Raw genomic sequence first — 24,814 nt, forward strand, 5'->3', positions numbered from 1 at the left:
CTGTACGCAGCTCGGAGCGTAAGCTCCTTTTTTTATTGCCGAACCCCCACAAACCAAGAAAGGATGATTAAAATGAAGTTTTCCAAAATGACGACATTGATGATGGCCGCCGGTCTTTCCGCGGTGGTCGCATTAGCCGGTTGCGGCGGTTCGGGCGGTGCCAAACAGCAATATTTGAATATCGGCACGGGCGGCACGGCAGGTACTTACTACCCGCTGGGCGGTGCGATGGCGGAGTTATTCAATAAAAATATCGCCAATGTCAATGCGTCCGCGCAAAGCACCGGGGCCTCTGTCGCCAACGTCAATATGCTCAAAGACGGCTCGCTGGATTTGGCGCTGATCCAAAACGATATCGCCTACTATGCGGCGAACGGCCTGGAAATGTTTGACGGCAAAAAAGTTGACAACCTGCGCGGCATAGCGACGCTGTATCCGGAAACGGTACAGATCGTAGCGTTGGAAAAATCCGGCATCAAATCGATCAATGATTTGCGCGGCAAACGCGTAGCGGTCGGCGCGGCAGGTTCCGGCACGGAAGCGAACGCGCGGCAAATTTTGAACGCCGCGGGCATTGAATACAGCGATATCCAAGTGCAATACCTCTCGTTCGGTGAAGCGGCCGGCGCGCTCAAAGACGGTAATGTCGATGTCGCATTCGTCACGGCCGGTTTCCCGACAGCCGCCATCCAGGATTTGGCGGTATCGAATCAGATTTCCCTTATTTCACTTGATGCGGCGGTGGCCGACCAGCTCTTGCAAAAATATCCGTACTATACTAAGATTTCCATTCCGGCAGGTACGTATAATGGCGTAGCCGGCGATACGCTGGCCGTCTCGGTACGCGCGATGATCGCGACAACAAGTAAACTCTCCGATGAAATGGGCTACAACGTTACCAAAGCCATTTACACGAATCTCGACAAGATGGCCGCGGCCCACGCGGTCGGCAAGATGATTACCAAAGACGCCGCGCAGGACGGCATGTCGATTCCGATGAACGCCGGGGCGGAAAAATTCTTTAAGGAGAAATAATTGCAACGCTTACTCATCAAGCGACCGTTCTACCTATTGGCATTGTTGAGCTTTGCTTTGGTGGTGACGATCGCTTGGTGGTCGATGCGGCCGGCGATTTTTCTGACGGCGGGCGACGAATGGCATGACTTGGGTCATGCGTACAGCGGACGCTCCGTCGTTATTCATTATCGGCATTCGGTCCAGCAGACCCACGTCTGGGAATATTTGACGGTAAATGATACCGCGGACGGTTTTATTTTGCGGGCAACCAAGTACAAATCCTACGACGTGGGTTTGCCTTTTTTGCCGAGTGAAGGTAATTTTCGAAGCGACGGCGAGTATTTTTATTTGGATGATATTAACCGGGTTCTGCCCCGCCCGCTGACGTTACGGACGGGTTTGGGGACGGAACTTACCGTTACGTTGCAAACGACGTACGCGCTGTATCAACGACATGCGCCGGGCACATTGGTGACATTGTCCGTCACCCCGCGCTGGCGCAGCTACTATGAGCATTTCAACCATTGGTTAGGAGGTGAGAGAAATGGCAGAAGAACGTAAGGTTCGTTCAAAACAAGATGACGCCGTGTCGCAAGAGGCGGTCATGGCGCTGGAAAAAGAAAATCGCGTGGCGCAATATCGCGGTCACATCGCAAAACTCATTTCTTTCATCGCGATCTGTTTTTCTCTGTTTCAATTATATACAGGTATTTTCGGTGTACTTGACGCGCAATTACAACGCGCGGTGCATTTAGGTTTCGGATTGGTGCTGGTGTTTCTCTTATATCCGACGCGCAAGACCTGGCTGAATCGCGCGAGCATTCATCCGCTGGACGCGTTTTTAGCGCTGCTCGCGGCAAGCGGTCCTTTGTACATCATCACGCAGTATCATGATTTAGTATTGCGAGCGGGCAATTTCAATACGCTGGACATGGCGGTCGGCTCAATCGGCGTGCTGCTCGTCATTGAAGCGGCGCGGCGCGTGGTCGGCATCCCGATGGTGTCGGTGGTGCTGTTTTTCATCGCCTACGCCTTTGCCGGCCCGTATATCCCCGGCATTTTGGGGCATCGCGGCGTGAACTGGGACCAGCTGGTCGGCCATTTGTATTTTACGACCGAAGGCATTTTCGGAATTCCTTTGGGCGTTTCGAGCACTTTTATTTTTCTCTTCATTTTATTCGGCGCCTATTTGGAGTCGACCGGTCTCGGTCACTTCTTCATTGATTTGGCAAATGCCGTCGCCGGCTGGGCGCGCGGCGGTCCGGCGAAAGTCGCCGTGCTGTCGAGCGGCTTGATGGGCACGGTATCGGGCTCATCGGTCGCCAACGTCGCCGGGACAGGTTCGTTTACGATCCCGATGATGAAAAAACTCGGCTACCATCGTGATTTTGCCGGCGCGGTCGAGGCGGCCGCTTCCACCGGCGGACAGCTGATGCCGCCGATCATGGGCGCGGCGGCGTTCCTGATGGCGGAGTTTGTCGGCGTACCGTACATGGAAGTCGTCAAAGCGGCGACAATCCCGGCGATTTTATATTTCCTCGGTATTTGGCTCGGCGTTCATTTCGAAGCGCGGCGGGAAAATCTGCAAGGCTTGCCGCGGGAAAGTCTGCCGAAATTCGGTGTGATCTTCCGTGAGCGCGGGCATTTGGCGTTACCGCTGGTCGTCATCATCGGTCTTTTGGTCAGCGGCTACACGCCGATGCGCGCCGCGTTAATCGGTATTTTCCTGACGGTCGCGGCGGCGATGCTCCGCAAAAATACGCGGCTCTCATTCATTGAAGTCGTGCAGGGTCTGATCGACGGCGCGCGCAACATGCTTTCCGTACTCGCGGCGTGCGCGGCGGCAGGCATTATCATCGGCGTGGTCACCAAAACCGGTATCGGTTTGAAGATGGCCTCCGCCTTGATCGATCTCTCGGGCGGCGTTTTCCTCGCCGTGCTTTTCTTCACGATGCTGACTTCGCTCGTCTTGGGCATGGGTGTTCCGACGACGGCGAACTACGTTATTACTTCGACGATTGCCGCGCCGGCATTGGTACAACTCGGCGTGCCGGTGCTCGCGGCGCATATGTTCGTCTTTTACTTCGGCATTGTCGCCGACGTGACGCCTCCGGTCGCGCTGGCCGCGTACGCGGGTTCGGCGATTGCGGGCGGTAACGCGTTGCGTACCGGCGTGCAGGCTTCGAAGCTGGCGATCGCCGCGTTCCTGATTCCGTATATTTTCGTCAACTCACCCGCGATGTTGATGATTGATACGACGATTCCTAAAATTCTCATGGTGCTGCTCACTTCCATCATCGGCATGGTCGCGATCAGCTCCGCGATGATCGGTCACTTCGTCGTCAAAGAGAAAGCATGGGAACGCATTCTCTTCATAATCGGCGGTCTGTGCATGATCGATACGGGGGCAACGACCGACATGGTCGGCATCGTTCTCCTCGCCGTTCTGTTTTTCCTGCAATGGCAACGCGGTCGCAAACAGGCAAACGCCTAAAACAAATACAAAAAGACGCTCGCTCGAGCGTCTTTTTTGTTGCCGGAAAATCAGGCTGTGCATGGTGTCTGAACGATTTTTTCGGCGAGTCGCAACGACTCGCTTGGGAGTGTGTTCCGCTTACACGGCAGCGCTCATTGCCCGCGCCGGCTCGTTTTTTGCGCCGCGGTACGCCCGCGCGTTACAGTAGACATGCGCAAAAAACAAGAGGCCTCGGAAATGAGACAACATGAAAACTTCCTATCTGACCGCGAACGACATCGACCTAGTGACCGCGGCGCAAGCCGGCGACACGCTTGCCGCGACCGTATTGTACCGCCGCTACCTGCCGCTTATCCACGCGACCGCGCGAACCTTTTTCACGCGCGATCGCGACGAGTTGCTCGCCGTCATTCGCTTCGCTTTTTGGAAAGCCGTCGGCCGCTACGATAAAAGTCGCCGCGTGCCGGTGGCGGGATATTTGAAAACGCAGCTGCGTTACGCCGCCTGGAATGCCTGCGCGAAACACACCCGCACGGAGCAACGGGAAAACGGCGGCGACACGGATACTTTGCCGCTTTCCGCGCCGCCGCGCGAACAACCGGACGCGACGTACGCCAGAAACCAACTCTATCGCGCGTTGCATGCCGCGCTCCTCACCTTGCCGCAACGTCAGCGCCACGTGATTTACGGTTTATTCTTTAGGCAACAAACGCGCGGCGAACTCGCGCGGGAGCTTCATTGCACACCGCAAGCGATCAGCGCGCTCAAACGTCGGGCACTTGACGCGTTGCGTCGAAAACTCGCCGCGTACGCGCCGGACAAGCCATAAAAAAACGGCCTTGCGGCCGTTTTTTATTCCTTTTGCAGCGACTGTAAGCCTTCCTGCCACGTCACTTGCGGTCGCCAGCCCCAAAGCGTGCGGGCGCGATCGGCCGCCAAAACGGAGCGGCGAATATCGCCTTCGCGCGGTCCTTCGATCGCGATCGGCGCGTCGGACTCAAACACGTCGCAAATTTTTTCATAGATATCGAGAATATAAATTTCTTCTCCCGAACCGATGTTGACCGGCTCATTCGCCGGCTTTTCCTGCGCCATGACATTCGCCCGCACCACGTCATCGACATGCACGTAATCGCGCGAGCAACCGCGCGGCATATCGGGATACGTAAAGAGGACGGAAGGACGATCCGCGCGCACATTATTCACGAAGATCGGAATCACGCCGCATTCACCGTCGGGAATCTGCCGCGGTCCGTACACATTCGCGTAACGTAAAATCGTGTACTCGTAGCCGTATTTTTCCTGATAATTCGCCAAATACTGCTCGCCCCCGTACTTGTGAATGGCGTACGGAGAAATCAACTGCGGCGGGTCGATTTCCTGCGATTTTTCATCGCCTTCGATGATTTTGGAAAGCGCGCCGCCGGACGATACGTAAATAATATTTTTTACGCCGTATTCCCCCGCCGCCAACAACACGTTCAGCCAGCCGCGGCCGTTGATATCGAGATCACGAAGAGGATCCGTGACGGAATCGGCCACGGATTTTTGCGCCGCGTGATGGTTCACCACATCGGGGCGCACCTCGGCGAATATCTCGCGCAAGGTTTCGCGATCGCGAATATCCGCGTGATAAATCGTGACATTGGGCGCGTCTTTAATGGCCGCGAGGTTTTCCATCGTGCCGGATGAAAAATCATCGACAATCGCCACCCGCCAACCTTTTCGCGTATATGTTTCGGCGATATGCGAACCGATGAAGCCCGCGCCGCCGGTCAATAAAATAGTAGGCATGTTTCCTCCTTTACGTTGCTTTTATTATGGGCAAAAGCGCGGACCATGTCAAACGGAAACCGCTTTTTTCGCCGAAAAAATCCCATAAATATTTTTCGCATTGACGCGTTACGCATAACTTGCTACCATACGAATAGAACATATGTTCGGTTTGTTTGGGAAAGGATTTCGTGATTGATTTGCCAATGTTTGACTCGATGAACGCGCCGCTCTCGGAACGGCCGGAGGCCATCGCCGCGGCGTGTCCTGTTTATACCGACGCCGGTGATTGCGTGCGCGTGTATTATCCCGACGGCGCTACGGAAGAGCTCCCCGTCACGCTGACGACGTGGCTGCGCCGCATGACCAAGCGGCAGGCTACCAGTCCGCGATTATTGCGCGGCGTATTTCAAAAACGCGCGTTGTACCGTCCGCTCGTGCTGCCGCCGACGGTGCTCGTGCCGCTGAAAGTGCGCCGTCCGAAATGTCCGCGTGACGCGACGATCGGTTACATCAATGTGCTTTGCGTGAAGCAGGTGGAAAGTGGTGCTTGCGCCCATGAATCCTCCGTACTGCTGCACGGCGGCGCGCGCTTGACGGTGTATTGGCAGCCCGCGACGGTGCGGCGCCACTTGGAAGAGGCGCTGGCGTTTTTACCGCAACCGGCCGCCCATCCGCTCTACCCCGTCGCCTTGCGTCTCGCCGAAGCGCTGCAGATTTTGTGTCGCCCGCAGGAAAAAGCGGAACCGCCGCATTTTCCGGAATAAAAAAAGACTGTCCGCGGACAGTCTTTTTTGTTTACGCGAGCGGCAATGTCGCTTTCTCGGCGCGTTCCGCCTGGATTTTTTCGTACACGGCGAGCAACTTGGCGGCGCCTTCGAGTTGCCGCGCCACGCGCGCCGGCGCCGTGCCGCCGTGCGTATCGCGCGCGGCGATGCACGCCTCAATCGAAATCGCGTCCAAAATATCCTCATCGAACGCCGGACTCCATGTTTTGAATTCCGAAAGCGTCAGATCCGTCAATACTTTATTGTTTTCAATGCAATAATGCACCGCTTTGCCCACGATCGCGTGCGCTTCGCGGAACGGCACGCCGCGTTTGGCAAGGTAATCCGCCATGTCGGTCGCGTTGGAGAAATCATCATCTAACACGGCGCGCATCCGTTCCCGATTGACTTTCATGGAACGCAGCATATCGGCGTAGACCCGCAGCGCGAAACCGAGGGTCGCGACCGTGTCAAACACGCCTTCTTTGTCTTCCTGTAAGTCTTTATTGTACGCGAGCGGCAAGCCTTTCATTACCGTCGCCAGCGCAATGAAATGACCGTAAACACGGCCGGTTTTGCCACGCACGAGTTCACTCACGTCCGGATTTTTCTTTTGCGGCATGATGGATGAGCCGGTAGTAAACGCGTCGGAAAGTTCGATAAAACGATACTCGGACGACGCCCACAAGATAATTTCTTCCGAAAGGCGCGACAAATGCATCATGGCGATTGAGGCCATGGCGAGATACTCGAGCAAATAATCGCGATCGCTGACCGCATCCATGCTGTTGGCGTAGAGCGCTTTGAAACCGAGCGCGTCGCGGACCATTTCCGGCCGCGTCGGATACGTCGTGCCGGCAAGCGCGCCCGCGCCGAGCGGCATGATATCCGCACTCTGCCAGCAACCTTCAAGTCGACGGAAATCGCGCGCCAGCATATGGAAGTACGCCATGAGATGTTGCGCGAGTAAAATGGGTTGCGCCCTTTGCAAATGCGTGTACCCCGGCAAGATGACGTCTTGGTAATCTGTCGCGACCTCTTTGAGCGTTTTCAGAAGTGCCAACAGCGCCTCACCCGTTTCCACAATCGCGCGCCGCATGTACAAATGCATATCGAGCGCGACCTGATCGTTACGGCTGCGCGCGGTGTGCAGGCGTTTGCCCGCGTCGCCGATTGCCTCCGTCAGCGCGCTTTCGATATTCATGTGAATATCTTCCAGACCGATCGAAAAAGTGAATTCGCCGTTTTCAATCGATGTTAAAATTTTCAGCAGGCCGTCTTTGATTTGCGCCGCGTCGTCTTCACTGATGATCCCGTTCGCGGCAAGCATTTGCGCATGCGCAATCGAGCCTGCGATATCTTCGCGGTACAATTTTTTATCAAATGGAATCGAAGCGGTGAACGCTTCTACCTCCGGTGCCGTTTCTTCCTGAAAACGGCCGCCCCACAATTTCATTTTTGCTCCTTTTGCTGCATCAGCGCGCGGATTTTGAGCGGCAAGCCGAACAGGTTGATGAACCCTTCCGCGTCCGCCTGATTGTACACTTCGTCCGCGCCGAACGTGACGAACTCTTCATTGTAGAGGGAGTACGGTGATTTCGCGCCGTTGCTCATGATATTACCCTTATACAATTTCAAGCCGACTTCGCCCGTCACGGTTTTCTGCGTTTCCGTGACAAATGCCTGCAAGGCTTCGCGCAACGGCGAATACCACATGCCGTCATACACGAGTTCCGCATAGCGCACATTCGCCTGTTCCTTGAAATGGTACGTCGCGCGATCGAGGCAGAGGTATTCCAACTCGCGATGCGCGTAGAACAAAATCGCGCCGCCCGGATTTTCATACACGCCGCGCGACTTCATGCCGACGAGACGATTTTCGACGATATCCGCGATGCCGATACCGTTGGCCGCGCCGATTTTATTTAACTCGGTGATCATTTCGACCGCCGAAAGTTCTTTGCCGTTCAGCGTTTTCGGTACGCCTTCCACAAAGCCCAGCGTGATTTCCGTCACTTCGTCCGGCGCTTTGGTCGGATCGCAAGTCACCATGTACATATCATCATGCGGCGCGTTCGCCGGATTTTCCAAGTCGGCGCCTTCATGCGATAAATGCCAAATGTTCCAGTCCATGCTGTACGGGTACGGCTGTTTCGGTTTCGCCGGATCGTCGCTCGCGTACATGTTGATCGGCACCTGATGTTGTTCCGCGTAAGCGATCGCGTCTTCCCGCGACTTGATATTCCACAAACGCCACGGCGCGATAATGGTGAGATTCGGCGCGAGCGCTTTCACCGTCAGTTCGAACCGCACCTGGTCATTGCCTTTGCCCGTCGCGCCGTGCGCCACCGCGTCGGCGCCTTCCTGTTTGGCGATATCGACCAGCGCTTTGGCGATGATCGGCCGCGCGAAGGAAGTGCCGAGCAGGTATTTGCCTTCGTACACCGCGCCCGCTTGCAGCACCTTCCATACGTACTCTTCCAAAAATTCCTGACGCAGATCCAAAACAAACGCTTTCGACGCACCGCTTTTCAGCGCCTTTTTTTCAATGGCGTCAAAATTTTCCGGCTGGCCGAGATTGGCGCAGACCGCGATCACTTCGCATTGGTAATTTTCTTTCAACCAGGGAATAATTACCGATGTATCCAACCCGCCCGAATAGGCAAGCACTACTTTTTTTACGTCTGACATAGAACTTCCTCCTTTGGTTTGCGGTAAGAGCATTTAAAATATTGTTATAATTATACGTCATCATGAATAATATTTCAACCTTTTTATATTTATCTGCATGCGTATTTTTATTCTATTGTATAATTGTATAATAGCAATAGAAAAGGAGATTCTATGCGCTTTATATTAGTGATTGCACTTATGCTGGGCGGTTGGTGGTGGTGGTCGGCTCCGCCTGACGATCCCGCGGCGCCATTCGGCACGCTCAAAGAGGGCGTGACGTCGACCGCCGACGCGATGCGGGATGCGGATCCGATCTCGTTCGGGCAGCAACTGTACGATCCGCACGCCGCCGTCGAGAGCATGATCGACCGATCGACTTTCGTGCCCGCCGAGGAAATTCCGACGACGTTGAAACAGGCGATCATCGCGACGGAAGATAAACGCTTTTACACTCACGGCGCCATTGATTTAATCGGCGTCGCGCGAGCGCTCGTCGCTAATTATCAGGCGGGTGAGACGCTGCAGGGCGGCAGTACGATTTCACAACAAACCGTGAAAAATTTGTTTCTCTCGCATGATCGCACGTGGATGCGCAAGACGCAGGAGATGTTGCTCGCAAGCCGTCTGGAACGCGTGTACAGTAAAGAAGAAATTTTGGAGTTGTATTTAAATACCATTTACTACGGTGCCGGCGCGTACGGTTTGCAGGCGGCCGCGCTGACCTATTTCCATTGCGACGCTCGCGATCTTACGCCGGCGCAATGCACCGTTTTGGCCGGTTTGCCGCAAGCGCCGAGCGCCTACAATCCGCTGGCGCATTTTGAAAACGCGAAAGCCCGCCAGCGCCAAGTACTCGACGCGATGACCGAACAGGGCATGTTGAGTCCCGCGGAAGCGAAGCTTTTATACGCGGAGGATTTGCATCTTGTCAATGCGACAAGTGAGGAATAAAGAGCCGCGCACGTTTTTACATCGGATAATTACAAAAGGTATACAAAAAAGCGAAGACAATGTCTTCGCTTTTTTATTTTATTCCGCGCTGATCGCGCCGGAACGCAAACGATAGTAATGACCGTGATTGTCCGCGTCCACTTCTTTCGCCAGTTCCGCGGTGCGTTGGTGACAGGTGAACAGTAAGACCTGTCGCGTCCGCGCGAATGCCAGCAGAAAACGTAATGTTTCCCGCTGCCGCGTTTCGTCAAAGCGCACGAAAATATCATCTAAAATAATCGGCATCGGTTCCGTTTTTTCGCCAAACGCGAGCGCCAGCGCCAAGCGCAACGCGAGATATACCTGATCCCCGGTGCCGCTGGACCAGATCGCGGCTTCTTTCGTGCCGTGCGTGCTGTCGACGGTCTGCACGACGCCTTCCGCGGTCAGCGCGAGCGTGTAGCGGCCGCTCGTCATCTGCGAGAGATACTGTCCGGCGCGCGCGATCACATTCGGTTTGCCGTCCGCTTCATAGGCGCGACGCGCTTCATCCAGCAGGTATTCACTCACGACAAGCGCGAGGTAATCGTCCACGGCCGCCTGCAGTTGCGTTTCCACTTGGGCGCGACGTTCCAGCGCTTTGGTGAGGCGATCGTCTTTGATCAGACGCGCCAATTCGCTTTGCAGCGCGCCTTCCCGTTGGCGCAGTTGCGTGAGTTCGGTTTTGTGCTGATTGAGCGAGCGTTCGTACTGATCGCGCCGATCCAGCCACGTTTCATACGCGCCGGTTTCCAGCTGCAGCCAGAGGCGGTTAAATTCCGCTTCACTGCCCGCGTACAGTCGCAGATTTTGCCGTACGCGCTCGTAATCTTTGCGCAGCTGGTCGCATTCTTCATACGCGCTCACTTTGTCGACGAACTCTGCGGCGTCTTTGGCATCCACCAAGGCGAACAAAGCTTTCATTTCATTTTCGCACAATGTCCAGCGCTCATCGAGCAAGGCCTTTTCTTTGGACAATTCTTCATGGCGCCGATTTTTTTCCTGTAAACTTTGCCATTGCAACATCTGCTCCTGATAACGATCCGCCAATTCGATGATCGTTTCCGGCGTGGCCGGCGCGGTTTCATCGATGCGTTGCAAAAGCGCTGTCGTTCGCTCGGTGTAGGAGGTCAATTGCCGATCAATTCGCTCCAACTGCACGCGCAAAATTTCGCCTTCGCCTTTCGCCGTGAAAAGTTCCTGCCATTGCGCCTGACGTAAATCGAGTTCCGCGACTTCGGTCGGCGGTAAATGTTCATCGGCGAGCCACTTCGTCCATGCGCCCTCGGAGATTTCGCGATCGGCGCGCAATTTCGCGCCGCGCGCCGCCCATTTTTCGTGTTCCAAGCGTTGCCGGCGTTCGCTTTCCGCCTGCCAGGAGATCGCCTGCAGCTGCGTTTGGTAGCGATAAAAATCACGGCGGGTCGTTTCGAGCTCCTGCCGGAAATTTTCGAGTTCGCTTTCCGTTTCCGGAACGGCAAGTTCCAAGCGTTGCGCCAATTCCCTCTGCCGCGCCTGCAATTCCGTCAGTCGCGCGTTCAGTTTGGCCAGACGGTATTCATTTTGATGGCTCTTGCGATAGTTCCAATAAAAGCACAGCAGGGAAAGCGCCAACGCGCCGCCGACGATATACAGCGCCTCCATGCCGAGGCCGCCGGTGAAGTAGAGATAAAACGCCGCGAGCGCGCCCAGTACGAGCAAAAAGCCCAGCCAGAAAAACGCGGAATACCGTTTGACCGGCAGTGTTTCCAGCCACTCGATCTCATCGGTTAAGTGCTGCTTTTCACGCGCGAGCAGCAACATTTCCTGCCCTTCCTGCTCCCATTTTTGGAATTCGCCTTCATCGGTCAGGCGCGGTATGTCATCCGTTTTGATTTCCTGCGCGCTTTCGATAACCGGCTCATCATTCTCCCAGTAATGCAGTTCGTTATCGCGCCGCAGCAGCTGCGCCGCGAGCTCCCGCCCTTTCGTCCAGTCAACGGTGCCGAGTTTCGCAGCTTCCGTCCCCGGCCACGCGGCCATAGCTTCCGTGCGCGCCGCGAATTCCTGCTGCCAAGCGGCCAGCGCCTCGTTTTTCGCGATCTGTTCTTGTTGCAACTCGCGCCAGCGTTCGCTTTCCCGATACAGCGCGGCGATTTCATCGCGCTCCGGTTCAAGCGTCACCACATCCTGCCGCGCGGTCGGCGCAATCTCCGCGAGTTTTTCATTCACTGCTTCACGCTGCTCGTTGACATCCGCCATGCGCTGCACCAATTTATTCCAGCGCTCTTTGCCGTCGGCGGGAAAATGCTCGATCGTGCTGCACAAATCCAGGCGCCGTTTCGTTTCGATGCCTTCCCGATAGTATTCCCACGCGCCGATTTGTTTATCCATCGTGCGATCGCGCACATCGAGCGCGGCGATTGCTTCTTCCGCCGCTTTAATTTGCGCGTCGACTTCGTTTTGCTCGCGACGAATCGCAGCGAATTCTTCCTCTTCTCCGGCCAGCGCCGCGACGTCATTTTGCGCTTTTTGCCAATCATTCAACAGTTGATTGATGACGCGTTTGCCCTGCGGCGACGCTACCAGCAGTTCTTCCCGCGCGTTCACCACGTCCTGCTGCATGCGCGCCAGCTGCTCGCCGCCCTGCATGCTCAAAAAGCCGGCGCGGACATCATCTTGCGCGAGAATCGCCGCGCCCTGCAAATCTTCCAGACCGATCGCGAAAACCTGCTCATACGTATTGCGATCCAAACCGTTCCACCATAAATCCGCCGGTTCGCCGATGACGGTTTCCAGACGATCATCCGTGACTTTCGTTTCCCCTTCATCGCGGTGAATGCGATACACGCGACCGTTCGCCAGCTCGACCGCTAAATTCCCTTTGCGGCCGCGTCGTTTGCCGCGACGGTACCCGAACAGCATGTCGCGCACAAATTGCAGCAGCGTCGTTTTGCCGCTTTCATTTTCGCCGCAGATAACGGTCAGTCCGGCGGCCGGCGGCTGCCAGGAAACATTTTGATAAATGCCGTATCGTTGCAATTGTAAATCAGTCAGCTTCATCGCCGTTGTCCCCCAATATTCGTTGCGCACCCGTTATTTCCGCGCGACGGAGCGCCGTTTCCAAGCGTTCGTCGCTGAGTTCGCCGAAGTAACGCGCGTAGCGTTCCCATTCCGGTCGCGCCGCGACGGCCTGCCGCAACGCGTAATGCCGCTCCTCCGGCGACATGGCGCGCAGTCGATCCACCGCGCGCAGATAATCGCCCGTCGCATCCGGAATCTCCCGCCGCGCCTGCCAATCGACCGCCGCCGTCGTCTGATCTAAAAGAGCGCGGCAATACACAAAGATATGTTTCATTTCTTCTTCTTCATTTAAGCGCGCCAAAATGGACTGTCGCGCCGCCGGATCGGAAAACACCTGATGCAGCGCGCCGCGACCGCTCACAACCAAGGTCACGAGTAGCGGTTTGCCCACTTCCTGACGACGCTCCTGCCGTTTTGCCAATACCGCTTGGATGAACATCTCCACGTCCGTCAGATCCGTCACGGAAAACTCCCATGTTTCCGAGCGAATGGCATCGGTCGCGATAAATTCAAGCATCGTCGTGCCGTGACTGCCCACTTCGACAAGGTAGCAGCCGCGGGGGCCGGTTTCCGCCGCCGTCAGACTTTGCGCGTTGCCCGGATAGACGACATACGGATCTTCCGATAATACCTCGCGCGTATGCACATGGCCGAGCGCCCAATAATCGATCCCGCTTTGGCGGATCTCGTCCCAGCTGAGCGGCGCATACGGACCGTCCGACGCCGCTTTCGGTCCCTGCGTGTGCATGACGGCGATCGCGTACGGATCGGTTTCGCCGCGCACATAATCCGACGCCCAGCGACCGTCCGTGTGCATCGTCGCGTAGCTTCGACCGTAAATCATCGCGGCGGTTTCATTTTCCACCACGAGCGGTAATCCTTCCACTTTGTCCGCGCTGAACACATGCGCGGTCGGCGGCAACGGCACCTGCGCCTGCCACGCGCTCACCGGATCGTGGTTGCCGTGCGCGATAAACGTGCTGATGCCCGCATTGGCCGCGCGAAACAGCTCGCGCGAAAATTCCAGCTGCGCCGGTAAACTGTGGTCCGCCGAATTATATACGTCACCGGCGATCACAATCGCGGCGACACGCTTTTCGATCGCCGTATCGACAATGTTGCGAAACGCTTGAAAAGTCGCTTCCCGCAATGTTTTTTCCCAGTACCGTGACGGCGCTTCCCGGATAGCCAACGGCGTTCCTAAATGTAAATCCGCACAGTGAATAAATCGAAATCGTTTCGCCATCTCAGGCCTCCTTCAAAGTATCTTGATACGCCGCATATAATATTCTGCTGACGTCGGGTATATCGTCACGCTCAATTTCACCGAAAGAGAGCAGTAACATGCGTTCGTTGGCAGGTTCATTATGCTGCGGTTTCACCCGGCGTAAATGCAGCCCGCGCCGAGCGGCGGCGCGCACCAAGGCGGCACAAGACGCGGTGGTTTTGACGTACACGGGCAAATAAATGCCCGCGGTCGGCGCGTCGATCCGTATCGCGTCACCGAACGTCTGCTGTAATGCGTTCGTCAGCAGCTCTCCTTTTTCCGCGTACAGTTTGCGTAAGCGGCGAATTTGCCGCGTGAAGTGCCCGCGCTCAATGAAGTCCGCCAGCGCCAGTTGCTCCGCCACCGACGCCGTCTGACGATATAACTCGCGTCGCGCCAGAAAACGTTTCAATAAGTCCGGCGGTAAAATCATGTACGCCAAACGCAACGACGGCGGCAGCACTTTGGAAAGCGCTCCGATATAGACGACGCGCGTGCCGTCACCCATCCCCTGCAACGAGGCCACCGGCGCGCCGTAATACGAAAGTTCGCTGTCAAAATCGTCTTCGATGATCAGTCCATCCGTGCGCTCGCTCCACGACAAAAGTTCGGCGCGGATCTGCGCGGGCATCACATCCGCCGCGCGATACGCCAGCGACGGTAACACGTAAAGAATGCGCTTGCGGGCATTTTGCAACGGCGGCTGCAAAAGTTCCGCGTGTCCGCCGTACAACATGCGTACGGTAAATCCCGCATCGCTCATCGTATCCACGCCCAACGGAAATTCCGTTTCCGCAAACAAAACTTCCCCGTACTCCGTTTGCAAAAGGCTGGCTAAAATCCGCAATAATTGCTGCGTATTCGAACCGATGATGATGTCGCCGGCATACGCCCGCGTATCTCGTGCCTGGGCGCCGTATTGCGCCAACGCTTCGCGCAGTTCCCGCTCCCCTTGAATATCGCCGTAACGCAGCAACCGTTTTTCATCACGAAACACCCGCGCAAGTGAACGCCGCCACGCGGCGAATAAAAAGCCGTCGCGATCCATGCCGCTTTGCGCCAGATCATAGCGATACGTGACTTCGGTTTTGGCGCGCGGCTGCGTCCGCGCAGGATGCTGTCGGATCGTCAGTTGCGGCATCACGGTAAAACGCGCGCGATTTTTCGCCACGATATAGCCTTCGCTTGCGAGCCGACTGTACACGCGTTCAACGGTAAATTTACTGACGCCGAGCTCCGCCGCCTGCGCACGTACCGAACGCAACCGCATGCCGGCCGGCCAAACACCGGTTTCTATTTTTTCGCGCATCGCGCGATACAGCCGCAAATATAACGGCGCTTCTTTGGTAGCTGTCATGTATTCCTCCATTAATAGCTTTATTGTAAAACATGACAGAGAAAGAACGCAAATTATCTGCGCAGATCTTTTTTGTAAACCGATAAAATTTTTACTGTTGACTTATATTGTTAATGTGGTTAAAATATAGAAGTAAACACAAGAAGCAAGGAAATGATTGCAGCATGAACGGGGTGGAATGATGGACGCAAATTGCGCGCAAATTATTGCGCTGGCCGACCGTGTTCTTGACGGCGGTGAAATCACGAAAGAAGAAGGCATTTCCCTGATCAACACGAGTGATGAAAACACGATGCTTTTAATGGCGATGGCGGATAAAATTCGCCAGAAGTACAATGGTCATCGTGTTGATTTTTGCGCGATCATCAACGCGCGCAGCGGTCGTTGCCCGGAGAACTGCGCATTCTGCGCGCAATCTTCTTACTATAATACCGGGGTAAAAGAATATCCCCTCCTTGATGAAGAATCATTGGTCGAAGCGGCGAAAAAAGCCAAAGAGGCCGGCGCGGTGCGTTTTTCCATCGTCACCAGCGGACGCAACCAGGGCAATCCGCGCGAATTTGAAGGCATCGTGCGCGCGCTCAAACGCATCCGTAAGGAAGTGGGCATCGAAATCTGCTGCTCGCTCGGACTCGTCACCAAAGACCAGTTGCAACAACTCAAAGACATCGGGGTCACCCGTTACCATTCCAATATCGAAACGGCTCCGAGCCATTTTCCGGACATTTGCCAAACGCATACCTTCGAAGATAAATTGACGACCTTGAAAGCGGCGCAGGACGTCGGTATTCGCGTCTGCTCGGGCGGGATTCTCGGCTTGGGCGAAACGAACGAACAACGCGTCGAAATGGCGTTCACGCTGAAAGAACTCGACGTCGATTCCATACCGCTCAATATTCTGAATCCGATTAAAGGCACGCCTTTTGAAAATAACAAATCGCTTTCGCCGCTGGAAATTTTGCGGACGTTTGCGGTTTTCCGCTTCATTTTGCCGCGGGCTTTGATCCGCACCGCCGGCGGTCGCGAAGTCAACTTGCGCGATCTGCAGGCGTACGCGCTGAATGCCGGCTTGAACGGCATTATGGTCGGTGGCTACCTCACTACCGGCGGTCGGGATCCCGAAGCGGATCGCGTGATGGTACGCGATCTCGGTCTCGGTTTCACCCGCCCCGTGCTTCGTCCCGTCGCGGAAGAAGCCTAATCTTACTAATTCTCCAAACAACTAAAAAAGCTCTCCCTCGGGAGAGCTTTTTTAGTGTCGTAATTTCTTAATTCGTCTCTACATCACCTTCCGCGTCATTCGACGAGCTTCTGAAGAGCGTGCGGGCAAAAACGACGAGAACCAGCGCGATGCCCACATAGCCGACAAACGGATAAATGAGCGATACCAGCTTACCGAACGGGAACGAACCTCCGAGCATGAATACCGCGCCGAGCGCAACGGTCAGTGCAATTTCCCAACGCTGCGGAACGACCTTCAAGCATTCATTTTTAATCAGCCAATACATCGGCGCGGTGGTCGAGTAGATCCCGAGCATGATGATGACGGAGAAAACGAGCGCGACCAAAGGACTGATCTTCGCGCCGAGATACAGATTAGGCACCTGCAAACCTATCACGGCGTCAAAGTTGGCGAGCATGCCGCACAGCATGCCGACGACCGTCAGCATCAGGAAGAAGCCGCCGCAAAAACCGGCGATACCCGCTTCTTTACGACTCGAGGCCTGGGCGCCGAGTTCGGTGAAAAAGACCATGCCGGCGAGCATGTTGTAGCAAAAGAATAATGTTCCCGCCTGCCACCAGTGCGCGACCGGCTGGGCAGCGAGCGCGGCCGTCGTTGTCGCGACCGGCGCAGTCGTCCAACTGAAATCATGGAAAAATGTGTACATACCGACGGCGACGGTAAAGACGACGATAAACGGTCCGATCGCGCCGATGATATCGACCAGGCGACGCAATCCGGCGAGCACCGTAATCATCGCGACAACGCCCATGCCGAACCAACCGACCGCGGACGGCACGCCGAAATATTCCTCCGCGATGGCGCCCGAACCCGCGATCATGATGACGACGATCGAAAAGATGAAGAGCAGTGTGAAATACTCGATCGCGCGTCCCAAATAATTGCCGCAGTAATGACGGAAAATCAGCGACGGCCGTGCGAGCTGCAATTCATGTCCCTTGCGCATGACGATCACGCCGATGGAGCAGAACAAAACGGCACTGATCAACGCGCCGTACAAACCGTTCATGCCGTACGAAGCGAAAAACTGTAATACTTCCTGCCCCGTGGCAAAGCCCGAGCCGATGAGGTAGGCGATATACGCCCCGCTCAGTTTGACTACGTTACGCCAGTTAACTTGTTCCATCATGTCCCTCCTTACCAGCCTTGCCCGTCGACTTTATAATCGGCGAGCCGGCCCTCCTGCCATTCCGTTAAAGTTTCTTCGATAACATCCAATGCTTTATTGAGTTCTTCATCCGTGATCGTCAGCGGCAGTTGGAAACGCAAAACACTGCCGGCGAAAGCGATCATCACGACGCCTTTTTCGTAGGCGCGGTTGCAAATAACGAGCGCGGCGTGAGGATCTTTCGTTTTCGCTTTTTTATCGGCGACGATATCAACGCCGAGTGAAAGGCCTAAACCGCGAACGTCACCGACGCAGTCGAAACGTTCGCGCCAATCTTCCATCCGCTCGCGCGCGATCTTGCCTTTACGCGTGCTTTCCGCGAGTAAATCATTGTCTTCGATGTATTGCAAAGTCGCAAGCGCCGCCGCACAACATACCGGATTGGCTCCGGTCGTAAATAAATGCGCGGGACGATCCAGACTTTCCATAATCTCTTTGCGTCCGACCAAAGCGGAGAGCGGCAGTCCCGCCGCGAGCGATTTACCGTAAACGACAAGGTCGGGATCCAAATGCCAGTGTTCCAGCGAGCACCATGTGCCGGTGCGTCCGAGCCCCTGCTGCGTGTCGTCAACGCAAAAGAGAATGCCGTGTTCTTTACACAACTTCTGCAAGGCTTCGAAGTAACCGTCCACCGGCTGCAACAAGCCGCCGTCGCCTTGCAATGTTTCGATAACCACCGCCGCCACTTCTTCCGGCGGCACGTAGGTCGCCAACATTTCTTTCAGCGGCGCGAGGTATTCTTCCACCGTATTCGGTTCCGCGCTGCCGTACATGCCGCGGTAGCTGTCCGGAAACGGAATATGGTAGAAGCCCGGCAACAACGGACCGATTTTGCGGCGCATGTTTTGACTGATCGCCGACATGGAAATCGAACCGTACGTCGAGCCGTGGTACGCGTTCACGAAGGAGATAATGTACGGACGACCCGTGTACCCGCGGGCGAACTTGATCAGAGCATCGTTGGCATCGGAACCGGTCAAGCCGAAGATAACGCGTTTTTCAAAATCTCCCGGCGTGATTTCGCACATTTTTTTCGCAAGATGTACCAAAGGCTCGTGGTACATGTAGGCCGGAGTATAATGAATCATTTTCTTGACCTGGGCGATAATGGCATTCACGATCGGCTCCGGTGTGTGCCCCACATTCAAGGCACTGGCGCTTGTCAACAAGTCGAGGTATTCGTTACCGTCGACATCGGTCAGCGTCGAACCGTGCGCATGATCAATGACCAGCGGATAATACGGAATCCGACCGGCCGGCGCAAAATAATGACTTTCTTCTTGAATTAATTCCTGGGAGCGTTTCATGAATATCATCCTTTCTCTATTAAAAACCGTTTTGGCGTTACTTCGAGGATAAAAAATCCCCCGCAGGAAAATATCCTGCAGGGGCGCGGCGGCGCGGTACCACCCTGGTTTATCTCTCGGTCCGTTAACGCCGGCGACGTTCGTCATTACTTTGTTCACGACGAAGGCTCACGGGTGATGTAATCTTTTCCGACTGACTTGCAGACTCGCACCGAACGTCTGCTCTCTGAAAAGTCCTTGCCGAAAAATTTGGTCCCAGTCATTGCTTTTTTGATTGGCGGTACTTAAAAACCCCCGCAGAAAATATCTCTGCAGGGGCGTAGTTACGCGGTACCACCCTGGTTTATCTCTCGATCCGTTAACGCCGGCGACGTTCGTCATTACTCCATTCACGACGAAGGCTCACGGGTGAGGTATTCTTTTCCGACTGACTTGCAAACTCGCACCGAACGTCTGCTCTCTGAAAAGTTCCTTGCCGAAAAATTTGATCCCGGTCATTGCTTTTTGATGTTGGATTGATTCTACCAGCGATTTTTACATCTGTCAACACTTTTTTAAAAAACTTTTTAAAAAAATATGTTACTCAAGCATTTGCGCCCAGTGTTCCCATTTTTCGTACTGCGTGGTCAGCTTTTCCTGCGCGGCCGAAAGCGATTCGGCCAGTTCCGTCAACGCGTTCGCATCGACCGTTTGCACGATCTGCGTCTCAATCATCGTGATCGTCGCTTCCGTGCGGGCGATTTCCTGCTCGAGCGCCGCGATTTTTTTCTCCGCCTGCGGTGCCGCGCGGAAAGAATCCGTCGCGCGCGATGAAGGCGGCGCGGGCGAAACGTCCGCCGACGGCGTAACCGTATTTTCTTTTTTGCGCGGCTCTGCCGTCTCCGGTGTCGGAATGCGACCGGTCTCCAGCAGTTCCTTGCGTTTTTCTTTCCAATAGGAATAGTTGCCCAAATATTCACGGAAAGTGCCGTCTTCAAATGAAAGCGTGCGTTGCACCAGCCGATCCAAAAGGTAACGGTCATGGGACACGACCAGGTACGTGCCGCCGAACTCGAGCAACGCGTCTTCAATCATTTCGCGCGTCGGGATATCCAAATGGTTTGTCGGTTCGTCTAAAATGAGCACATTCGGTTCTTCCAAAAGCAACAGCAGCAACGCCAGCCGCGCCTGCTCCCCGCCGGAGAGCTGACCGACGAGACGATACACGTCATCGCCGCGGAAGAGAAAACCGCCCAAAATATGACGCGCGTCATCTTCGCCGCAGCCGTATTCCTGCATGACCTCTTCAAGCACCGTGCGGCTCGGATGCAAATTGGTGTGTTCCTGCGAATAGTAGCCGAGCGCGACGCGATTGCCGAATGTGACCGTGCCGTGCGCCGGTGTTTTTTCGCCGGTAATCACGGACAAAAGCGTCGACTTGCCGATGCCGTTCGGGCCGATGATGCCGACAGTATCGCCGCGACGCAACAAAAAGGAAATATCCTTAAAAATAGTGCGATCCCCATACGCCGCTGCCAGCTCCTGCACATCCAAGACGCGTTCCGCCGTGCCGGTCGCCGGACGAAACGAAAAGGCGAGCGTCGTTTCTGTCACCGGCTTTTGCAGGCGTTCCAGACGATTTAGTTGGCTTTGCCGTCCGCGCGCCTGCTTCGCCTTGATACCCGCTTTATATTTGCGAATGTAGGCTTCGGTTTGCGTAATTTCTTCCTGCTGCTTTTCATACGCGCGCAAGTCGGCATATAAACGCGCCGCTTTCTTTTTACTGAAAGTGCTGTAATTGCCGCGATACGATGTGACTCGATGCTGCTCGAGATCCAGAATGTTCGTCGTCACCGCGTCCAAAAAGTAGCGGTCATGGGACACCAGCAAAATGCCGCCGCGATAACTGCGCAAGAAATCTTCAAGCCATTCCGTCATCGCGATATCCAAATGGTTCGTCGGTTCATCCAGCAATAAAAAATCCGGCCGCCGCACGAGCGCGCGCGCCAAATTGATCCTGGTTTTTTGACCGCCGGAGAAATCATTCGCCGCGCGATCCCAGTCCGCTTCCGTAAAGCCGAGACCGATCAAGATCCGGCGCGTCATCGTTTCATAGGCGTAGCCGCCGAGCCGTTCAAAGCGGTCTTCCAGTTTCGCGTAGCGTTCGAGCAGCGCCGGATCGGAAGTCCGCCCCATGCGCATAGTCAGATCCTCGAGTTCATGTTCGATTCGCCGCACGTCTTCCCATGCGGTTTCCACCACTTTGCGCAATGTCTGCGCGCCGAAATCAATACTTTGCTGCACGTAACCGATCGTCGCCTGATCGGTCACGCTCACGCTGCCCGAGTCCGCCTCCATTGTCCCCATGACGCAACGCAGCAGCGTCGATTTGCCCGCGCCGTTGCGGCCGACCAAGCCGACGCGCTGTCCTTCCGTGACGGTGAATGTGACATTTTTAAAAATAGTTTCGATGCCGAAGGCTTTCGAGAGCCCGGCGACTTTGATCATAGCCATGTGCCCTCCCCGCCGATTCGGCGTTTCGTTATGGCTGCGGCGGCCGCTCCGGAAGCAAGTCCGCCGTAATCGTTATCATAATTTCCGCATTATTTTTCGTATGCTCGGTCGTGCGGAACAATCGTCCGAGAATCGGAATTTCACTTAAAATCGGCACGCGCCGTTCGCTTGTTTGCTCCTCGCGATCAATCAGACCGCCGATCGTAAGCGCTTCGCCCGGTTGCAGGCGCACGGTCGTTTGCGCTTCGCGCGTCGTGATACGGTAAGCCCGCAGTTCCGGAACAAGGTACGGCGTCGATACTTCCGCCGTCACGTCGGCCGTGATCTCGCCGGCCGCATTGACGCGCGGCGTATATAAAAGGCGTATGCCCGCGTCGCGATATTCCGTCGTCGTCACTTTTTCACCATTGGTGATCTGATCGACCAGCACGGGAATTTTATTGCCGATTAAAATTCGCGCCGTCTTGCCGTTGACCGTCGTGATATTCGGTCGCGCCAAAATTTGCGCGTTGCCGTCGGCGACCAGCGCATTTAATTTCGCGCGAAAGAAAAAGGAGTACGGATGCCCCGCCACGGTTTTGCCGAATTGAATCGAACCGAACCCGTCGGGCGTGACGATTTCTTCCACTTTCTCCCGTGCGCCGCGGCCGCGTTCGTAGCGCGTTTCATAGCGCGCGCTGCCCGTCAGCGGCAACCAGTCCCAATCAATCCCGAGTTCTTTGATATGATCGCGATTGACCGCGACGACTTCCACCGAGACATTGACCTGCCGATACGCGTAGTCGATTTTCTTCAGCAGCTGGTCCACTTCCGCCAGTTCGCGCGGCGTCCCGTAGACGATGACGCTCGCGCTCTCCGGGTTAATTTGCACCTGTTCCGCCGGCACAATCGCCGTGAGCTCTTTTTGCACGTTCACGGGGTCAGCACATAATTCAAGGCGAAGGAGTGCGCTTGTTTGGCCGCTTTTTCGTTCGTTTGCGTGCCGTGTACGAGCCAGGTGCGTCCGTTTTTCACCAGCGTCACGTCCGCCGCCTCGGCCACCAGCTGCAGCGCCTCCTGCGGCGTCACATCATGCAGTGTCAGCGTGACGTTGCCGTGAACATCGTCGGCGATGATAATATTGTCGCCGGTCAATCGCGCCAGCCCCGTCAACACTTCCCGCACGGCAGAATCCCGCGCCTGCACATCCGCCGCTTGAATCGGTCCGGCGAGTAGGCTCAGGCCGAGCAGCAAAGTTCCCCACTTGCTTACGCTCATGATTGCGCCTCCAAAGGCTGTAAATGCAGATCACCCTGCGGTCCCGCCAATGTCAAATCATGCGTTGTCATACCGGTGACCTTGTAACCGGCATAGCTTTCCCCCGGCGCCAATGTCACCGGCACACCGTTGATCGTCAGCAGCGCGAGCGTCGTCGCGCCTTCGGTCATGGTGCCGTTCCAAATAATCGCGGGAGTTGCGGTAACGGCCGCTTGCGAATGAACTTCCTCTTGCGCCGCGTCGAGCGTCGCCGTTTTGCCCTGTTTTATTTCGCCCACGGTCGTCATGGCGCCAAAAGGCTGACGCGCATGCCCACGATGCGAAATCGAAATCGTATTCGCATTCGTCCCCTTGTCGGACACGATTGCGCCGGAAGATGCGGCAGGCGTCACGGCGAGCGGTGTTTCCGACGGCATCGCGCCCAGCATGCAAAGAGCGACGACACATGTCGTCGCGCCTGCCACATAATACCATTTTGAAATACGTCGGGCGCCTCTTTTCAGCGTGGCGCCGATTCCATTCTCAGCCATCAGAAATCTTTCGCCCACACATCCAAACGCCACTCTTTATCTTTGGCGCGATACGTCAGCGTACCCGCCAGCGAATGCATATCGCGATACCAAGTGTAGTCCGCGTGCTTTAAGTCACCGTTGGCGAGATCCCATATGTATTCCGCGCCGAGCGCATTAAGACGATCGATTTTATATTTAAAACCCACAAATGTCGGTTGTTCCAAGTCCAGTCGGTCAAACCGATACGGAGTCACGCCGGAAAGATGATTAATCTGCGCGCCTGTCCACCATTGCGTACGACCGGCATCATAGTCCAAACGCGCGCCGTAGTAGAAATTGCTGCGGTCCATATCCCCGTAGCCGTAAAAATCTTTCCAATACCCCGTCGCCAACGTCATTTTAGCGCGATCCGATAAACGCAAAGGATCGGTCGCCCAAAGCAAGCTGTAGCCGCTATGGCTGCCGCTTATGGCGCCTTCTTTCCAATCGCCCCAATCGAGCTGCGCCTGCGCGTAGATCGGACGAGCGCCGAAATGGTACGGCCGACTCGTGAAGATGAGTTCCGGCCGTTTTTCAATCCAGACAGATTCGTTATTCAAGCGGCTTTCTTCCTTGCTGTAATGGATTTTCCATTCTCCGTACGGCGCGTAATAGCGCAGGCCGATATCGGGTTTGAAACCGATCCTGGTATACCACGCGTAGTTAAAGAACGCCTCGGTACGTTGACCCAAAGGATACTGCAGCTTCGCCTTGAAACCGAAACCGTTGTGCGATTTATACGACGGCCGCGGTAAAAATGACGCCACACTGCTGCTGCGTCCCCGCTCCATGTTCACGCGGTAACGCGGCAAGTGAAAAATCCGTTTATTTTTGATATAAAAATTGACATCTTCCGCCAGCAACGATTCCTGCGGAATGATCGTAATCGTTTCCGCTTCGATGCGGTAATCCGGAGTGTTGGCCACAGCCGACGGCGTTGTCACCATGGCGCCTTGCAGTATGCCGGTGTTCGCACCTTGCGAAAACTCGCCGCGACCGGCTTCGATGTACAAGCGCGAATAGTAGCCTTTGGCATTCGCAAATACCGCCGTATCCTCCGCCGCATTGTACTCCAGATCGCGTACGGCAAGGTCAATCTGACGCGCGCCATCCGTCCAGGCGACGTCATCCGGCAAACGGTATACTTCCGTTTTGTGATTGCCGAGCAATCGTGGCGTTACAAATTGCGCCGTATCGTAACGCGCGACCGTATTGCCGATCGCCGCAACGTCCCCGTCGGTGCCGTTGTATTTCATGGCATCCGCCGTAATGACCCAATCCGTTCCCGTGGACGGATGCATCGGGTACACATGCGCTTCCCCTTCCGCAGCCGGCGCGCCGCTGTGAATCGGCGAAGAAAGCGTCGCCTGCGCCGCCATCGGTGTCACCAATAAAGCCGCAAGCGCTGCCCGCGACCACCACGCACTGTTCAT

Annotated in this window: 20 protein-coding genes and 2 other annotated features; of the genes, 7 read left to right on the forward strand and 13 right to left on the reverse strand. The window is 55.6% G+C overall.

Annotated elements, in window-relative coordinates; translation table 11 throughout:
• The first annotated feature begins 72 nt into the window (after positions 1–72).
• The 4 genes from KIB08_RS02570 to KIB08_RS02585 all read left to right on the forward strand — a co-directional run bounded on the left by KIB08_RS02570 (position 73) and on the right by KIB08_RS02585 (position 4,322).
• A complete protein-coding gene (locus KIB08_RS02570; RefSeq protein ID WP_159823123.1) occupies positions 73–1,035 on the forward strand; it encodes a TAXI family TRAP transporter solute-binding subunit in 963 nt (320 codons plus the stop codon).
• Positions 1,036–1,578: a DUF1850 domain-containing protein gene (locus KIB08_RS02575; RefSeq protein ID WP_159823124.1), complete on the forward strand. Its 543-nt coding sequence runs from the start codon at positions 1,036–1,038 to the stop codon at positions 1,576–1,578.
• Entirely contained in the window at positions 1,562–3,511 is a 1,950-nt protein-coding gene (locus KIB08_RS02580) for a TRAP transporter permease (RefSeq protein ID WP_303989217.1), read from the forward strand. Before KIB08_RS02575 ends, KIB08_RS02580 begins: the two co-directional genes overlap by 17 nt.
• Before the next feature lie 229 nt (positions 3,512–3,740).
• Positions 3,741–4,322, forward strand: a complete 582-nt coding sequence (locus KIB08_RS02585; protein WP_303989220.1) for an RNA polymerase sigma factor — start codon at positions 3,741–3,743, stop codon at positions 4,320–4,322.
• A gap of 23 nt (positions 4,323–4,345) precedes the next feature.
• Here KIB08_RS02585 and KIB08_RS02590 read toward each other — a convergent pair whose 3' ends face one another.
• Positions 4,346–5,287: an SDR family NAD(P)-dependent oxidoreductase gene (locus tag KIB08_RS02590; RefSeq protein ID WP_303989223.1), complete on the reverse strand. Its 942-nt coding sequence runs from the start codon at positions 5,285–5,287 to the stop codon at positions 4,346–4,348.
• A 170-nt stretch (positions 5,288–5,457) separates the two neighbouring features.
• Between KIB08_RS02590 and KIB08_RS02595 the strand changes: the two genes are divergently transcribed.
• Positions 5,458–6,033 carry a hypothetical protein gene (locus KIB08_RS02595; protein WP_303989226.1) on the forward strand — a complete coding sequence of 192 codons (576 nt, stop codon included), beginning with the start codon at positions 5,458–5,460 and terminating at the stop codon, positions 6,031–6,033.
• A 31-nt stretch (positions 6,034–6,064) separates the two neighbouring features.
• Here the strand turns inward: KIB08_RS02595 and argH are convergent, their stop codons facing one another.
• Both argH and KIB08_RS02605 read right to left on the reverse strand, forming a co-directional pair.
• A complete protein-coding gene (argH, locus tag KIB08_RS02600; RefSeq protein WP_303989228.1) occupies positions 6,065–7,489 on the reverse strand; it encodes an argininosuccinate lyase in 1,425 nt (474 codons plus the stop codon).
• Entirely contained in the window at positions 7,486–8,724 is a 1,239-nt protein-coding gene (locus KIB08_RS02605; protein ID WP_034440872.1) for an argininosuccinate synthase, read from the reverse strand. Before KIB08_RS02605 ends, argH begins: the two co-directional genes overlap by 4 nt.
• Positions 8,725–8,877: 153 nt before the next feature.
• Between KIB08_RS02605 and KIB08_RS02610 the strand changes: the two genes are divergently transcribed.
• Positions 8,878–9,657 (forward strand): transglycosylase domain-containing protein, encoded by a 780-nt coding sequence (locus KIB08_RS02610; protein ID WP_303989231.1) that lies wholly within the window; start codon positions 8,878–8,880, stop codon positions 9,655–9,657.
• A gap of 78 nt (positions 9,658–9,735) precedes the next feature.
• Here KIB08_RS02610 and KIB08_RS02615 read toward each other — a convergent pair whose 3' ends face one another.
• The 3 genes from KIB08_RS02615 to KIB08_RS02625 are packed head-to-tail and all read right to left on the reverse strand — an operon-like array spanning position 9,736 to position 15,362.
• Positions 9,736–12,747 (reverse strand): AAA family ATPase, encoded by a 3,012-nt coding sequence (locus tag KIB08_RS02615; protein WP_303989233.1) that lies wholly within the window; start codon positions 12,745–12,747, stop codon positions 9,736–9,738.
• Positions 12,704–13,984, reverse strand: a complete 1,281-nt coding sequence (locus tag KIB08_RS02620; protein ID WP_303989235.1) for a metallophosphoesterase family protein — start codon at positions 13,982–13,984, stop codon at positions 12,704–12,706. The genes KIB08_RS02615 and KIB08_RS02620 overlap by 44 nt, the downstream gene beginning before the upstream one ends.
• Before the next feature lies 1 nt (position 13,985).
• Positions 13,986–15,362 carry a PLP-dependent aminotransferase family protein gene (locus KIB08_RS02625; protein ID WP_303989239.1) on the reverse strand — a complete coding sequence of 459 codons (1,377 nt, stop codon included), beginning with the start codon at positions 15,360–15,362 and terminating at the stop codon, positions 13,986–13,988.
• Between the two features lie 181 nt (positions 15,363–15,543).
• On the opposite strand from KIB08_RS02625, the gene bioB reads away from it, so the two are divergent.
• Entirely contained in the window at positions 15,544–16,563 is a 1,020-nt protein-coding gene (bioB, locus tag KIB08_RS02630) for a biotin synthase BioB (protein WP_303989427.1), read from the forward strand.
• 67 nt (positions 16,564–16,630) lie between these two features.
• Here bioB and KIB08_RS02635 read toward each other — a convergent pair whose 3' ends face one another.
• The 7 genes from KIB08_RS02635 to KIB08_RS02665 all read right to left on the reverse strand — a co-directional run bounded on the left by KIB08_RS02635 (position 16,631) and on the right by KIB08_RS02665 (position 24,814).
• Complete coding sequence (locus KIB08_RS02635) at positions 16,631–17,734, reverse strand: YkvI family membrane protein (RefSeq protein ID WP_303989242.1); 1,104 nt, start codon at positions 17,732–17,734, stop codon at positions 16,631–16,633.
• An 8-nt stretch (positions 17,735–17,742) separates the two neighbouring features.
• Positions 17,743–19,080, reverse strand: a complete 1,338-nt coding sequence (locus tag KIB08_RS02640) for an aspartate aminotransferase family protein (protein WP_303989243.1) — start codon at positions 19,078–19,080, stop codon at positions 17,743–17,745.
• Between the two features lie 76 nt (positions 19,081–19,156).
• Positions 19,157–19,352, reverse strand: a binding site (T-box leader).
• Positions 19,353–19,390: 38 nt separating this feature from the next.
• Positions 19,391–19,587: a binding site (T-box leader), on the reverse strand.
• Positions 19,588–19,659: 72 nt separating this feature from the next.
• On the reverse strand, positions 19,660–21,573 hold the full coding sequence (locus KIB08_RS02645) for an ABC-F family ATP-binding cassette domain-containing protein (RefSeq protein ID WP_303989246.1): 1,914 nt from the start codon (positions 21,571–21,573) through the stop codon (positions 19,660–19,662).
• Positions 21,574–21,601: 28 nt separating this feature from the next.
• A complete protein-coding gene (locus KIB08_RS02650; RefSeq protein ID WP_303989249.1) occupies positions 21,602–22,489 on the reverse strand; it encodes a type II secretion system protein GspD in 888 nt (295 codons plus the stop codon).
• On the reverse strand, positions 22,486–22,830 hold the full coding sequence (locus KIB08_RS02655) for a hypothetical protein (protein WP_303989253.1): 345 nt from the start codon (positions 22,828–22,830) through the stop codon (positions 22,486–22,488). Before KIB08_RS02655 ends, KIB08_RS02650 begins: the two co-directional genes overlap by 4 nt.
• Positions 22,827–23,360 (reverse strand): hypothetical protein, encoded by a 534-nt coding sequence (locus tag KIB08_RS02660; protein ID WP_303989255.1) that lies wholly within the window; start codon positions 23,358–23,360, stop codon positions 22,827–22,829. The genes KIB08_RS02655 and KIB08_RS02660 overlap by 4 nt, the downstream gene beginning before the upstream one ends.
• Entirely contained in the window at positions 23,360–24,814 is a 1,455-nt protein-coding gene (locus tag KIB08_RS02665; RefSeq protein ID WP_303989257.1) for a hypothetical protein, read from the reverse strand. The genes KIB08_RS02660 and KIB08_RS02665 overlap by 1 nt, the downstream gene beginning before the upstream one ends.

The organism is Negativicoccus succinicivorans (genome assembly GCF_018372215.1).
Taxonomy (GTDB): domain Bacteria; phylum Bacillota; class Negativicutes; order Veillonellales; family Negativicoccaceae; genus Negativicoccus.

What these genes read in the sequence shown, in the direction of transcription:
- argH (WP_303989228.1), bottom strand. Translation starts at nt 7,489, where the DNA reads ATGAAATTGTGGGGCGGCCGTTTTCAGGAAGAAACGGCACCGGAGGTA.
- KIB08_RS02610 (WP_303989231.1), top strand. Translation starts at nt 8,878, where the DNA reads ATGCGCTTTATATTAGTGATTGCACTTATGCTGGGCGGTTGGTGGTGG.
- KIB08_RS02635 (WP_303989242.1), bottom strand. Translation starts at nt 17,734, where the DNA reads ATGATGGAACAAGTTAACTGGCGTAACGTAGTCAAACTGAGCGGGGCG.
- KIB08_RS02665 (WP_303989257.1), bottom strand. Translation starts at nt 24,814, where the DNA reads ATGAACAGTGCGTGGTGGTCGCGGGCAGCGCTTGCGGCTTTATTGGTG.
- KIB08_RS02655 (WP_303989253.1), bottom strand. Translation starts at nt 22,830, where the DNA reads ATGAGCGTAAGCAAGTGGGGAACTTTGCTGCTCGGCCTGAGCCTACTC.
- KIB08_RS02660 (WP_303989255.1), bottom strand. Translation starts at nt 23,360, where the DNA reads ATGGCTGAGAATGGAATCGGCGCCACGCTGAAAAGAGGCGCCCGACGT.
- KIB08_RS02625 (WP_303989239.1), bottom strand. Translation starts at nt 15,362, where the DNA reads ATGACAGCTACCAAAGAAGCGCCGTTATATTTGCGGCTGTATCGCGCG.
- KIB08_RS02570 (WP_159823123.1), top strand. Translation starts at nt 73, where the DNA reads ATGAAGTTTTCCAAAATGACGACATTGATGATGGCCGCCGGTCTTTCC.
- KIB08_RS02590 (WP_303989223.1), bottom strand. Translation starts at nt 5,287, where the DNA reads ATGCCTACTATTTTATTGACCGGCGGCGCGGGCTTCATCGGTTCGCAT.
- KIB08_RS02585 (WP_303989220.1), top strand. Translation starts at nt 3,741, where the DNA reads ATGAAAACTTCCTATCTGACCGCGAACGACATCGACCTAGTGACCGCG.
- KIB08_RS02640 (WP_303989243.1), bottom strand. Translation starts at nt 19,080, where the DNA reads ATGAAACGCTCCCAGGAATTAATTCAAGAAGAAAGTCATTATTTTGCG.
- KIB08_RS02645 (WP_303989246.1), bottom strand. Translation starts at nt 21,573, where the DNA reads ATGGCTATGATCAAAGTCGCCGGGCTCTCGAAAGCCTTCGGCATCGAA.
- KIB08_RS02605 (WP_034440872.1), bottom strand. Translation starts at nt 8,724, where the DNA reads ATGTCAGACGTAAAAAAAGTAGTGCTTGCCTATTCGGGCGGGTTGGAT.
- bioB (WP_303989427.1), top strand. Translation starts at nt 15,544, where the DNA reads ATGGACGCAAATTGCGCGCAAATTATTGCGCTGGCCGACCGTGTTCTT.
- KIB08_RS02580 (WP_303989217.1), top strand. Translation starts at nt 1,562, where the DNA reads ATGGCAGAAGAACGTAAGGTTCGTTCAAAACAAGATGACGCCGTGTCG.
- KIB08_RS02620 (WP_303989235.1), bottom strand. Translation starts at nt 13,984, where the DNA reads ATGGCGAAACGATTTCGATTTATTCACTGTGCGGATTTACATTTAGGA.